Annotated in this window: 11 protein-coding genes; 6 read left to right on the plus strand and 5 right to left on the minus strand. The window is 68.8% G+C overall.

Features of this window, described 5'->3' with window-relative positions:
* Window positions 1-136 precede the first annotated feature (136 nt).
* The gene (locus ACIGXP_RS14000) at window positions 137-1273 is read right to left on the minus strand and encodes an LUD domain-containing protein (protein ID WP_399767917.1); all 1137 of its coding nucleotides are present in this window, start codon (window positions 1271-1273) and stop codon (window positions 137-139) included.
* 151 nt (window positions 1274-1424) lie between these two features.
* Between ACIGXP_RS14000 and sigJ the strand changes: the two genes are divergently transcribed.
* Together sigJ and ACIGXP_RS14010 are read left to right on the plus strand one after the other, a co-directional pair.
* Window positions 1425-2375, plus strand: a complete 951-nt coding sequence (gene sigJ, locus ACIGXP_RS14005; RefSeq protein ID WP_399767919.1) for an RNA polymerase sigma factor SigJ — start codon at window positions 1425-1427, stop codon at window positions 2373-2375.
* A gap of 264 nt (window positions 2376-2639) precedes the next feature.
* A complete protein-coding gene (locus tag ACIGXP_RS14010) occupies window positions 2640-3911 on the plus strand; it encodes a hypothetical protein (protein WP_399767921.1) in 1272 nt (423 codons plus the stop codon).
* Between the two features lie 277 nt (window positions 3912-4188).
* On the opposite strand, the gene ACIGXP_RS14015 is transcribed toward ACIGXP_RS14010, so the two are convergent.
* Entirely contained in the window at window positions 4189-4884 is a 696-nt protein-coding gene (locus ACIGXP_RS14015) for a type 1 glutamine amidotransferase domain-containing protein (protein WP_399767924.1), read from the minus strand.
* A 195-nt stretch (window positions 4885-5079) separates the two neighbouring features.
* Here ACIGXP_RS14015 and ACIGXP_RS14020 point away from each other — a divergent pair, with 195 nt between their 5' ends.
* Together ACIGXP_RS14020 and ACIGXP_RS14025 are read left to right on the plus strand one after the other, a co-directional pair.
* On the plus strand, window positions 5080-5988 hold the full coding sequence (locus ACIGXP_RS14020) for a LysR family transcriptional regulator (protein WP_399767927.1): 909 nt from the start codon (window positions 5080-5082) through the stop codon (window positions 5986-5988).
* A 287-nt stretch (window positions 5989-6275) separates the two neighbouring features.
* Window positions 6276-6716, plus strand: a complete 441-nt coding sequence (locus tag ACIGXP_RS14025; protein ID WP_399767930.1) for a hypothetical protein — start codon at window positions 6276-6278, stop codon at window positions 6714-6716.
* Between the two features lie 444 nt (window positions 6717-7160).
* Here the strand turns inward: ACIGXP_RS14025 and ACIGXP_RS14030 are convergent, their stop codons facing one another.
* From ACIGXP_RS14030 to ACIGXP_RS14040, 3 genes are all read right to left on the minus strand, one after another.
* Window positions 7161-9257, minus strand: a complete 2097-nt coding sequence (locus ACIGXP_RS14030) for a SpoIIE family protein phosphatase (RefSeq protein WP_399767933.1) — start codon at window positions 9255-9257, stop codon at window positions 7161-7163.
* On the minus strand, window positions 9241-9432 hold the full coding sequence (locus ACIGXP_RS14035; RefSeq protein WP_399767936.1) for a PAS domain-containing protein: 192 nt from the start codon (window positions 9430-9432) through the stop codon (window positions 9241-9243). The genes ACIGXP_RS14030 and ACIGXP_RS14035 overlap by 17 nt, the downstream gene beginning before the upstream one ends.
* A gap of 357 nt (window positions 9433-9789) precedes the next feature.
* Window positions 9790-10617: a class I SAM-dependent methyltransferase gene (locus ACIGXP_RS14040; RefSeq protein WP_399767938.1), complete on the minus strand. Its 828-nt coding sequence runs from the start codon at window positions 10615-10617 to the stop codon at window positions 9790-9792.
* Window positions 10618-10688: 71 nt separating this feature from the next.
* On the opposite strand from ACIGXP_RS14040, the gene ACIGXP_RS14045 reads away from it, so the two are divergent.
* Together ACIGXP_RS14045 and ACIGXP_RS14050 are read left to right on the plus strand one after the other, a co-directional pair.
* A complete protein-coding gene (locus ACIGXP_RS14045) occupies window positions 10689-11291 on the plus strand; it encodes a TetR/AcrR family transcriptional regulator (protein ID WP_363219634.1) in 603 nt (200 codons plus the stop codon).
* A 327-nt stretch (window positions 11292-11618) separates the two neighbouring features.
* Window positions 11619-12359: a class I SAM-dependent methyltransferase gene (locus ACIGXP_RS14050; RefSeq protein ID WP_399767940.1), complete on the plus strand. Its 741-nt coding sequence runs from the start codon at window positions 11619-11621 to the stop codon at window positions 12357-12359.
* Window positions 12360-12459 lie beyond the last annotated feature (100 nt).

Genomic DNA, 12459 nt, shown 5'->3' on the forward strand with positions numbered 1-12459 from the left:
CCGCCCTCCCCCCCCCCCCCGCGCGGGGGCGCCCCCCCCGCCCCCGGGGGGGGCGGGGGGGGGGGGGCCCCCCCGCCCCCCCCCGCGCCCCCCCCCCCCCCCCGGCGGCGTTCTCACGTCCTCACTGCGCGGGATGTCAGAATCCGATGGCCTCGCGCAGCAGGAGGACGGTGCCGCGCCCGGGCTGCGGCTCCGCGTTGAGGACGAGCAGACGGTTGACCGCGCTCGGCTGCCCGTAGACCGCCTGGGCCCGCGCGGTCTCCAACGGGAGGGCGTGCTCCTCGACCCGGCGCAACGCGGTGCTCAGGTCGGGCACCACCTTCTGCGCACCGACGACCCAGATCGCCCTCGCGGCGCCGCCCGCGGAGGCGGGCAGCTGGCTGCCGCTGCCCGAGGCGATGACGAGCGAGCCGGTCTCCGTGACGGCCGTAACGCTGGCGACGAGGACGTCAGGGGCGGCCACCAGCCGGCGGATCTGGTCGAACTCGGTGGCGCGGTCCATCTTCACCACGCGCGGCCGGATGGCCTGGTAGCGGTCGCCCGCCTCGATGTCCTCCACGATGCCGGAGAGCCGAAGCGTCTCGCTGGCCCCGGTGAACACGCCCGCGCCCTGCGGGATCAGATCCTTGATGCGGGCGCGGGCCGCCGCGGCGTCGTCGAGCAGTTCGGCGGTGAAACCGTTCGCCCGCAGCGCCGAGATCGCCCGGTCCAGCCGTTCGGCGGACGCCGGTGCGGCGAAGTCGTCGGCCACCCCCGTGACCGACGCGTCCGTCTCACCGGTACCCGGTGCCCGACCAGCGTCCCCAGCCCTGCCGGACTCGTGCGCCTGAGCGTCGGGGCTGGGCGCCGAACCCCCCAGCGGGGTGGTGTCGATGTACCTGACCTCGTAGACCCGCTCGGCGAACTTCCATCCCTCCGGCGTACGCCGGTAGGTGTCGTGGTAGATGGCGAAGTTCAGGCCCGAGCGGCCGTCGAGCAGACGCGCGATCTCCTGTATGTAGGTGCGACCGGTGGCGGTGTCGCCGTCGATCCGGATCATGCCTGGGTGGCTGTTCTGCACGAAGAAGTCCCACTGGCTCTGCAGGCGTTCGCCTCCGGTCCGGATCTCCTCCCGGCCGATGAACTCGACCGGGACGTTGGGCATGCGCAGAACGCCGTCGGAGGTGAACAGCGCGGCGAGGCGGGCACGGTCGCGCATCATCGCCGCGTCGGTGAACTCGCCGCGCAGCGCCTCGATCTCGACACGGTCGGCGATCTCCTGAAAGTCGTTCATGCTGAGCTTCCTGTCCTCTGGATGGTGTACTCGTCTTCACCAGTCCGACAACGCAGCCCGGCCGAATGTGAGGCGAGCCGCTGACCTCACATTCCGCCGCTCTGATTTGTCGTACTGGAGAAGGCACGTGAACGAGGGAGCCGGAGAGCGTATGACCACCCCGTCGGAACAGGCACAGCGGCAGACAGACGAGCAGCAGGACCCGGGCCTGAAAACGATCATGAGCGAGCGGCGACAGCTGCTCAATCTCGCCTACCGGCTGCTCGGCTCCCTGGCCGACGCGGAGGACGTCGTCCAGGAGACCTACACCCGCTGGTACGCGATGTCCCGGGCCGAGCAGGAGGCCATCGAGTCCCCGGGCGCCTGGCTGACGAAGGTGGCCGGCCGCATCTGCCTGAACCTGCTCGGCTCCGCGCGCGCCCGGCGGGAGTCCTACGTCGGCGAATGGATCCCGGAGCCGCTGCCCGACCCGGCCGAGTGGATCGCCGGGGCGGCGGGCGGAGCCGGCGTGGACCCGGCCGACCGGATCACCCTCGACGAGTCGGTGACCATGGCCTTCCTGGTCGTGTTCGAGTCGATGACCCCGGCCGAGCGCGTTGCCTTCGTGCTGCACGACGTCTTCCGCTATCCGTTCGCCGAGGTGGCCGAGATCGTCGGCCGCAGCCCCGCGGCATGCCGACAGCTGGCGTCCTCGGCCCGCCGCCGCATCGCCCTCGCGCGAGCCGAGGCGAGCCCGAACGCGGCCCGGCAGGCGAGCGTCGTCCGACGATTCAAGGCGGCCTGGGAGGCGCAGGACATCGAGGCCCTGATCGGCCTGCTCGACCCGGGCGCCACGGCGATCTCCGACGGCGGCGGCCGCGTCATCGCCCACCTGCTGCCGATCGAGGGCGCCGAGCGGATCGCCCACCTCTACCTGACGATCGCCCGCCTCGCGCCGCCCCGGACAATCCTCGAGCGCACGGTCAACGGGCTGCCGGGCCTGGTCGTCGAGTCCGGGGGCCGGATCGAGACGGTGTTCGCGTTCAAGGTCGCCGACGACCGGATCACGCACATCTGGGCGGTGCGCAACCCGGACAAGCTCCGCCCATGGGGCCTGTCCTGACCGTCCCGACGCACGCTGCCGGTCACCCCGCCGCGGAGGTCCTGGCAGTAGACCAAGGCGATGCGCGAGGCGCCACTCGCTGCCGGTGAGTCCGGGACGGCGCAGCGCAGCTTCCGTATGGGTGGTTCACGGGGTGCCGTGATGTGGGCGCGGCCGAGATTTCGCCAGTTCGTCATCTCCGCGCCGCCATTGACGCCATGTCACGCTCCCTGATCATCCAGTTCACTGGAGCGCCCCCCCGCACCGGACCTGAAAGAGGGACGCATGTTCAGACGCATGCTGAGACGCGGGCTCATCACGCTCGTCGCCGTCGGCCTTGCCTCTTCCGCGGGGTCGGCCGCCACGGCATCTGCAGCCGACGGCCCACTGACGCTCGCCGTGTTCGGCGACTCGCCGTACGGCAGGTCGGCGTACGCGCCAGCGGGCCAGGCCGCCGACACATCGCAGTTCCAGAAGACCCCTGGGTTCATCGGCACCATCAACAGTGACCCGACGATCAGCGACGTCATCCACGTGGGCGACATACACTCGGGCAAGGAGTTCTGCACCGAGGACTACGACGCCTCGATCGCGTCCGTGTGGCAGACCCTCACCAAGCCGCTCGTCTACACGCCGGGCGACAACGAGTGGGCCGACTGCCACAAGGCGTCAAGTCTCACCTCACCCGGTCAAGGCGGCGGCTTCTACGACTCAGCCTCCGGTGCGATCAACTACATCGGCACGAGCGGCTTGTCGACCAACACGGCGGACTGCGTCAGCTACCACTGCGGTAACCCGCTCGACAACCTCGCCGAAGTCCGGCACGACTTCTTCGCCCAGCCCGGCCACACCCTCGGCAGCGGGACACTGAACGTGATCTCCCAGGCCACCGCCCACGACCCGAGTCACCCGGGCGACGCGCAGTACGTCGAGAACGTGATGTGGGCACAGAACGACATCGTCTTCGTGACCATCAACGTGCCTGGCGGCTCGAACAACGACACCGACCCCTGGTACAAGGTGCCGACCGCGACTCAGACGCAGACCGACGAGCGGACCAACCGTACCGCCGCCGACGTCCGCTGGCTCGATGCTGCCTTCGCCGTCGCGGCGGCCCAGCACGCCAAGGGCGTGGTGATCACGGCACAGGCCGACATGTGGGACCTCGACGGCAAGACCAAGGACCACCTGACGAACTACGAGCCGATCATCAGCGAAGTCGCCGCGAGGACGACCGAGTTCGGCCGTCCCGTGCTGATGCTCAACGGTGACTCGCACCTGTACCGCTCGGACAACCCGCTGTCTCCGACGGCGACATGCACCGGCGAGACGGACCCGGCCACGGGGGCCGGCGTGTGCGCCCACGACCCGAGCGACAACGCGTGGAACGAGCACCCGTACTACAACGTCTCGAACTTCCATCGGATCGTCGTGCACGGCAGCACCACTCCGCTGGAATGGCTGAAACTGACTGCCGACCCGAATGCCAACTACCCCGCCACCGACACAACCTACGGCCCGTTCAGCTGGCAGCGGATGCCACAGCCACAGCTGTAGCACCCGCTGAGCGCACACGACCGGCCAGGTGTCCGATACGGACCCCTGGCCGGGGCGTCTGGTCAAGGCGGCCGACGTCGACGACCACTTCACCCGTTGCGGGACGGGATCCTCCCCATCGATCCACCGCAGGACTTCCGGCAGCAGTCCGCAGGCATCATGGCAGACCGAGGAGACCACGCCGCCGTTCTCGTAGATCTACTTGCCGACCTCGACTCCAGTCTGGCGGGTCCTGGTGCCGCCCGGCTCACAAACCTTTTTGAGTTGGCCGCGAGCCTCAGGTCAGCTTCTTGAGGATTTCGGCTGCGACGGGTCCGGCGGAGGCGGGGTTCTGGCCCGTGACCAGGTTGCGATCGACGACCACGTTCGGGGCCCACGGCTCGCCCTCCTGGTAGTCCGCGCCGATCTCGACCAGGCGGTCCTGGAGCAGCCACTTGGCCTTGGCTGCGAGGCCGGCCTGGGTCTCCTCGGCGTTGCTGAATCCGGTGAGCCGATAGCCGGCGAAGGCATTGCTGCCGTCGGCCTTGGTGGCGGCCAGTAGCGCGGCCGGGGCGTGGCAGACCACGCCGAGCGGCTTGCCCGAGGCGAGGGCATCGATGAGGAGATTGCCGGAGGTGGCATCGACGGCCAGGTCTTCCATCGGGCCGTGGCCACCGGGGTAGAAGACGACGGCGTAGTCGTCGAGGTCGACGTCCTCCAGCCTGATGGGGTGCTGAATCTCGCCGATCGAGGCGAGGGCGTCCGACATCTTCTTCGCCCCCTCCTCGCCGCCGTTGAACTGCGGCGCCAGGCTGCCCTCGTCCAGAGGCGGTACGACGCCGCCCGGTGTGGCGACGACGATCTCGAGTCCAGCGGCCGTAAACGCCTGGTACGGGACCACGACCTCCTCGGCCCAGAAGCCGGTCGGGCGCTTGCTGCCGTCTGCCAGCGTCCAGTGGTCGGCGCCGGTCATCACGAAAAGGATCTTCGACATGGTGTGGTCTCCGGAAGTCGGGAGGTTCACGCGCCGGCGTTCCGACTTCAGAACGTCAGCGCTCCGGCTTTCGAAGCTAAAGCTGCTGAAGTAATCGCGCCAATGAAGGCATCGATACCAGGTATCGACGAACCGATGCCCTGTACGGGGACGGATGGCAGGTGGCTGCCGTGCGTACCTCGTAGGCTCGACGCCGTGAGCGATCAACACACTCATGGGTCCGGTCCGCTGGACCTGAACCTGTTGCGCACCTTCCTTGCCGTGCACCGCCTGGGGTCCTTCACTGCCGCTGCACGACGGCTGGGCCTGTCGCAGTCCACCGTGACCACGCAGATCCGGGCGCTGGAGAACCGTCTGGGCCGTGAACTGTTCGAACGCCGGGCGCACGGTGTCACCCCGCTGCCCCACGCGGACGAACTTGCCACGCGACTGTCGGCTCCTCTGGATCAGTTGGCCGACATCACCGGCGAGGAGCCGAGCAGCAACACGCCGCCGGTGCACCTGGCCGGGCCCGCAGAGTTCTTGAGCACCCTCGGCCTTCAGACGTTGGCTCCTCTGGTCGCGCAGGGCGTCCGGCTGCGGGTGGCCATCGGACTGACCGAACCGCTGCTCGAGGAACTGCGGGCCGGACGCCACGACCTCGTCGTCGCCACCCGCCGGCCCCGGGGCCGGACGCTGCACGCCGAACTCCTCACCGACGAGGAGTTCGTCCTGGTCGCCGCCCCCGTCTGGGCCGAACGGCTCAAAGGACAGGAACTGCCTACTGCCCTGGAAAGCCAACCACTGATCGCCTACGCGGAGGACCTGCCCATCGCCCGCCGCTACTGGCGCCACGTCTTCGACCGCCGCCTGCACGTTCAGGCTGCGATCACCATCCCCGATCTGCGCAGCGTCCTGACTGCCCTCACGGTCGGCGCCGGCTGGAGTGTTCTGCCCAGCTATCTATGCCGCACCGAACTCGCCTCCGGCGCCCTCCGGCTACTGCACCAGCCGGAGGACCCCCCGATCAACACCGCCTACCTCGTCCAACGCCCAGGCAGTTCCACCAATCCTCACGTCACGCTCGTCCGTGAGCATCTGCTCGCTGCTGCGAAGACCTGGTGAGCGAAGGGCCGCATCAACTGCCGTGAGCAACAACGATGACCGCCGCACGGTCCCGGGCCTCCGGCTCACGGCGCACGAGCCTCGCGGTCTTGATCGGGGCAGGTGCCGATCAACCCACCGGCCAGGGCCCAAGTCGACGAGATCGCACAGCGGTGACATCGCTTCCGCTGACCGACGACCCGCCTCGCGCCGGTGCGCGGGTTTAACGGTGCGTCCTCGATCGTCACTGACCGCTCGTCCTCGTCGCTCGGCGGAGGACCGAAACGCATTGCTCGATCAATCCGGTCATGACTATCGTGCCGCCGATCGGAGCGGGCGTCCATCGCATGGCGCCTGGAGCGTGGGGGAGAGCGATCGTCATGGGTGCCCTCGTCAGTGTCAGGGGTTGGCTGGAGTGCGATGATCGGCAGCTCGCCCAGGTCAGGGAGATCGTTGAATCGGACGATCCTGATCGGACGTACAGCGGTGGCTGGGCCTTTCCCCCACGGCAGTACAACTTCGTCAACTGGGCCTTCTTCGGGGCGGAAATGCGTGCTCAGTCCGTCGACTGGTTCCTGGAGCGACTACGGAGCGTGGCGCGGATTCCAGCCTCCGATGACGACAATGACCTGATCACTGGTCTGTTCATCGTCAGCCACGAGGTCGATGGCATGAGCGAGTGGCAGGTCCGCGACGGGATCGTGGTGATCCGAGCCGTGAGCGGGGCGTATCAGTTCCTCGACGAGTAGGGCGTTCGGTCTGCTGGTGAGCAGCCTTCGACGTCAGGCCGCGTCGCGGGCGCGGTCGATGGCGGTGCGGCGGCTCAGCCCGTCTCCTTCGCGATCTCCGGCAGGCTCATCGCACCACCGGACTCGTACAGACTTTGTGACATCACTCCGGCCGAGAAGAACCGCGCTGAAGCCGGTAGGCGACGGGAAAGCCCTCGAAACGCCCTTCGGAAGATTCTGCGTGACTGCCGTTCAAGGGCGACGGTCCCAGCCCCCGCCGGCCGTGCCACCGACGCCGCCGCCTTGCACCGGGCCCGTGGTGCGTGGGCCGAGGCGAAGCTGTCCGCGCCGCAGCAGTTCGACCGGACGGCGTGACGCCCCTGTGTGCCTCACACGACGTTGCGCAGGCAGGAGCGGTGCGGCGGAATGCCCGTGCACACCGAACCAGCGTTGTCATTGATTTGATCACAGCTCGGCAACGTGGTTGGGCCGGAGCAGGAGGAGGGCGATGTCGTCAGTGTGTTGATTGGCTTGGCGAGCGCGGTGGACGAGGCTGTCCACGAGTTGGTGCAGGGGGAGACCGCCCCACTCGCCGAGGCCGTCTGCGAGGTCGGTGATGGCCTCGGAGATGTCGATGCCGGGGATTTCCACGAGGCCGTCGGTGTAGAGGGCCAGAAGTGCCCCTGGGCCCAGTGACATCGAGGTGAGCGGATAGGAGTGGGTGCCGAGACCGACGCCGAGAGGCGGGCCGGGATGGATGGCGACGGCATGTGCCGGGTTGTCGGGGTGTTGAAGGAGCGGGGGCGGGTGTCCTGCACTGGCGAGGGTCACCTGGTGGCGGGCGAGGTCGAGGTGGGCGTAGAGACATGAGACGAAGCGGCTGGCATTCAGGTCGGCGAGGTCGCGGTCGGTGCGGGTGAGAACCTGGTCGGGCGTGGCTCCAGCCGTGGCGTGGGAGTGGACGGCCATGCGCACCAGGCCCATGAGGGCCGCTGCCGACATGTCATGGCCCTGCACGTCTCCGATGACGGCTGCCACGGTGGTGTCGGTGAGGCGGATGAGGTCATAGAAGTCGCCGCCGAGATTCACACCGTGGCTGGCGGGGTGGTAACGGGCGGCCACCTCCAGTCCGGTGACCGTGGGCAGGGCATGAGGCAGGAGGGTCTGCTGAAGGGCGTGAGCGAGGCCGTGCTTGGCGTCGTAGAGGCGGGCGCGGTCCAAGGCCTGGGCGATGAGACCGGCGAGCGGCGTCAGGAGGGAACGCTCGGCGGCAGTGAAGGGGTGGGGGTCGTTGTAGGCGAGCAGGAGACCGCCGACCGGGCGTCCGGAGCTGAGCAGTGGCAGAAAGGCCCATGCTTGTTTGTCGGAGAGTTGCGGCGCCTGGGGGTACAGGTGGGCGAGCTCTTCCCGGTTGGCGAAGAACAAGGACACACCGGTGGCCATCGCGCGGCCGGCGGGGGTCAGATCGGCGTCCGTGGGCAGGCCGTCCAACTGCTCGATGACATCGGGTTCGTACCCGCGGTAACCAATGATCCGGACACGGTCCGGATCGGCCGCGGCCATGATCATGCCATGGGCGCCGAAGGCAGGCAGGACCTGGTCGGCGACCAGGTCGACGACGTCCTGAACGCCGACGGTTTCGGTCAATGCGGCCGCCAGAACCATCAGAAGATGAATCCGGCTCTCCGGTGAGGTTGCGGCCCCGGCGGAGGGCTGCGTGCCGAGAGGTCTCGGCGAGCGGTGGGGCGTGAGGAGGATGCTCGTGCCGCTGTCGTCCGCGTAGAGGCGGAGGTCCAGCCACCGGTCCGGGGGGCGCAGGACAGTCAGTGCAGCCTCCTCACGGCTGCTCAAAGCAGTGCGGTACGCGTCCATGTACGAGATGTTGTCGAGCCAGGGCAGTGACTGCGACGGCTGAGTGCCCAGTAGCTGCTCCGCGGGTTTGCCGAGCAGCCGGGCGGCGGCGGTGTTCACGCAGGTGATGTGCCCCGCGAGGTCGAGGGCGACGGTGCCGAGGGGAAGGCGTTCGATCAGGCCGGCCGTCGCCGAGGCGGACTGCGGCGTTGGCTCCTCGAGGCGTGGAGGGACGAAGCGGGGCCGCTCCGGGATAGCCGGAGCGCCGGCAGCCGCGTTCAGTACACCCGCGATGCGCCGGGCGCTGAAGGCGATGCGTCCGCGCTCACTGCGGCTGAGAGCAGGCGTACGACCGGGAGGCCACGCGAGCAGCAGTGCACCCTGGCAGTGCCGGACCTGCCTGAACGCGGCGACCGCGAAGGCGAGTTGATAAGGGAGGTTCGCCGCGGCGCGCGGGTAGAGACTCGCCAGCTCTTCCAGGGAACTCACCCAGACGAGCCGCTCGTTGCGTATCGAATCCTGCATCGGACCGGGCGCGGCAAACGCGGCCCGCCACCACGGAGCGAAGGCGTCGACCGGCACACCACACAGCGCGACCGCACACATCGTCGATTCATCCGGGTCCACCAGGTAGACAGCCCCGAACCTGGCACCCGTGCGGCGCACAGCCGACGCCAGGGCCGATCCGAGGGGATCAACTACGCTGCTCACGGGCAACCTCCTCACGGCTGCTCAAAGCAGTGCGGTACGCGTCCATGTACGTGGTGTTGTCGAGCCGGGACAGTGGCTGCGACGGCTGAGTGCCCAGTAGCTGCTCCGGGGCTTTGCCGAGCAGCCCGGCGGCGGTGTTCACGTAGGTGATGTGCCCCGCGAGGTCGAGGCACACCAGATCATTCGACGCAGCACCTCATGCTCATGTTCAGAACGCTAAGCCCGCACGGTGGTGACGGCATGTGGATCAGTCGCACACGAGGGCGGGCAGTGGGCCGCCGCTTGTTCACTTGACGTCCTTCAGGTGGCTGAACCGGACGGTTGACGCGGGCGAGAGCCTTCTCGACGGCATCTCGCTGGGGCCGCAGGTGGATGCCGATCGTGTCGTTCTCCGTGATCTGCGACCTGCCGGTCGAGGTGCGCCAGAATCGCCGGAAGCGGAGACAATTCAGGTGGCAGCGCGGACATGGCGTGCAGGCGCCGCCGCAGGGCGGTGCGCGGCGGTGCTGCGAGCAGCTACTTGGCGGCAAGCTCAGGAGGCGTCGGCGCGTACGGCGGTTGCGACCAGGGTGGTGTAGCTCATCGTGAAGCTTCCGCCCAGGGAATCGATGGCGCCCCCGACCGCTTGCAGTACCTCGGCCAGCTGATCGGGACGCAGTTGGGTGAGACCGCCGGTGGTGGGCAGCAGATCCAGCCATTGGTCGCGCGTGTAGGACTGCTCCCAGTCGAATCGCCACTGTTCGGGATCCTTGAACTGTCCGGTCTCCCGGATCTTGTCGGCGAACCTCGCGTATGCCGCCTGGTAGAGGTGCAGTGGACGTCGGGCCGGTTGGCCATTGAGCGGGGAGTCGGGCGCCGCCCGCCGGAAGGCGGCGGCGAACGGTTCGGCCACCTCGGTCGGCGGCTCGTACACGTGTCCGAAGATCGCCAGCCGTCCCCCTGGACGCAGCACGCGTGCCGCCTTCACGGCACCGGCGACCGGATCCACCCAATGCCACGACTGGGCGGCGACGACCGCGTCGAACGTCCGGCCCGCCGGCTGCCAGTCTTCGAAGGTCGCCACCTCGACCCGCAGGCCACGGGCTCGCGCGAAGTCGGCCATCCGCGCATCGGGCTCGATGCCGAGCACGGCGCAGCCGGCCGCCTGGAACTGGCGGGCTGCGATGCCGGTGCCGCAGCCGATGTCGAGCACATCGGGCCCGGGGCTCCCGGTGACAATCCGCGTCACCAATGCATCGGGGTAGCCGGGCCGGGCCCGGTCGTAGCGTTGCGCGTCCGCGCCGAATGACTCGGCCATCCGCCGGGATCCATGCGGCTGCGCCGAGGGCTGTTCCGGTTGCTCTCCGTGTAATATGGGCATGCGCCCACCTTAGTGGGCGCATGCCCACTCAGCAAGTGGTGCAGCGAGTTGATACGCGAGAGGAGCTGTGAGTGCCGACTGGGGTGCACCTTCGCGACGCGCGGCAGCAACTGTTCGACGCCGCCGAACGCGTGCTTCTGCGGGACGGGCCGAACGGGCTGACCAGCCGGGCCGTCACCGACGAGGCGGGATGCGCCAAAGGCGTCCTGCACCGGCACTTCTCCGACTTCGACGCCTTCCTCGCCGACCTGGTCCTCGACCGGGCCGCGCAGCTCGAAACACAGGCGAGTGCGCTGCGCGAGTCCGCCGGCACCGGCACAGTGGTCGACAACCTCACCGGCGCGCTGACCACTCTGTTCGGACCGGTTCAGGTGGCCATCATCCCGCTCATCACCTTCCGGGACGAGCTGCGCGCACGGCTGCGGCAAGCCAGGCCCGGAGGCGGCATCGCGATCCTCGCCGAGGCCACGACGGCGATTTCCGCCTATCTGACCGACGAGCGTGAACGGGGCCGCATCGCGGCCGACGCCGACATCGACTCACTCACCCTCTCCCTGGTCGGTGGCGGGCATCTCCTTTTCGCAGACCGTGACCCCGGCCCGCCGACCACGGCAGTCGTCAACAAACTCGTGACAGCGGTCATCGCCGACGCCGTGCAACGACGACCTGCCTAGAGACCCCTGAGCGCGGACACCGAACGTCTGTCGACACGTGCCGTCGTGATCAGAACCCCGCAGTCGGACAGTGCTGGATGGCTCGCGTCGAAAATCAACGTCCGTGAATGGTCCGGCCTCCAGGGCGTCGATCTGACGGCTGGGATTCCGGTCGGCGGTGGAAGCCCGCACGTAGCCGATGAGCAGGTGTCGGAATCCATCCCTCGGTGCCGACATCTAGGGCTCGTCCGGCGGATCACGGGCCGAGCCAGGGCCGGACCGAGGCGAGGGCCGGCCAGTGCCCTAATGGTGTTGACCGCCCCCGGCAGGCAGTGCTGGAGTCGGCAGGTGGACAGCATCCCCGCCAACCGGCGGCTCTGGAACCAGATCAGCAGCGCCTACCAGCACGAGCACGACCCGCAAATTGGCGCCGCGCCCCGGCTGTGGGGCATGTACTCCATCCCCGACGCGCACCTGCACGCCCTGGGCGACGTCACTGGCAAGCGCGTCCTCGAACTCGGCTGCGGCGCCGGTCAGTGGTCCAGGGCGCTCGCCGCCGAGGGCGCCACCGTGGTCGGGCTCGACCTGTCCGAAGCCCAACTTGCCGCAGCGGCCCGCGCGATGGGAGCGGCCCGCTACCCGCTAGTGCAAGGCGCCGCCGAACAACTCCCCTTCGCCGCCGACAGCTTCGACCTGGTGTTCTGCGACTTCGGTGGGCTCAGCTGGGCGCCCCCGCACCTGGCCGTCCCGCAGGCCGCACGCGTCTTGTGCCGAGGCGGGCGCCTGGTGTTCAACGTCGCCAGCCCATGGTTCGAAGCCTGCTACGACGAAGCCGCCAGCCGCGTGACCACGACGCTGCAGAAGGACTACTTCGGGCTGAACACCATCGCCGAAGACGACGGCGCGACCAGCTATCAGCTCACCTACGGCGACTGGGTCAAGGTCCTGCGCGGCGCGGGTCTCATCATCGACGACCTCATCGAGCCGCGGCCCGAACTCGGAACACCCAACGGCTACAACGAGACCGACCCACCTGACTGGGCACACCGCTGGCCGGCGGAACTGCTCTGGGTAACCCACAAACCGTAAGTTCCGCCGCGCCGAGACGCGAAGGCATCCCCTCGCCGGGCAGGCCCCGGGCCTGTCCGGCGGATCATTGCCCGCGGCAGGTGAGCCCGGGCAGTGATCC

This window comes from Streptomyces sp. NPDC053069, from assembly GCF_044546895.1.
In the GTDB taxonomy this organism is placed as follows: Bacteria; Actinomycetota; Actinomycetes; order Streptomycetales; family Streptomycetaceae; genus Streptomyces.

Bases quoted from the DNA above. Each gene is read 5' to 3' on its own strand.
- ACIGXP_RS14025 (WP_399767930.1), top strand. From the start codon at position 6,276: ATGACTATCGTGCCGCCGATCGGAGCGGGCGTCCATCGCATGGCGCCT.
- ACIGXP_RS14000 (WP_399767917.1), bottom strand. From the start codon at position 1,273: ATGAACGACTTTCAGGAGATCGCCGACCGTGTCGAGATCGAGGCGCTG.
- ACIGXP_RS14040 (WP_399767938.1), bottom strand. From the start codon at position 10,617: ATGCCCATATTACACGGAGAGCAACCGGAACAGCCCTCGGCGCAGCCG.
- sigJ (WP_399767919.1), top strand. From the start codon at position 1,425: ATGACCACCCCGTCGGAACAGGCACAGCGGCAGACAGACGAGCAGCAG.
- ACIGXP_RS14010 (WP_399767921.1), top strand. From the start codon at position 2,640: ATGTTCAGACGCATGCTGAGACGCGGGCTCATCACGCTCGTCGCCGTC.
- ACIGXP_RS14015 (WP_399767924.1), bottom strand. From the start codon at position 4,884: ATGTCGAAGATCCTTTTCGTGATGACCGGCGCCGACCACTGGACGCTG.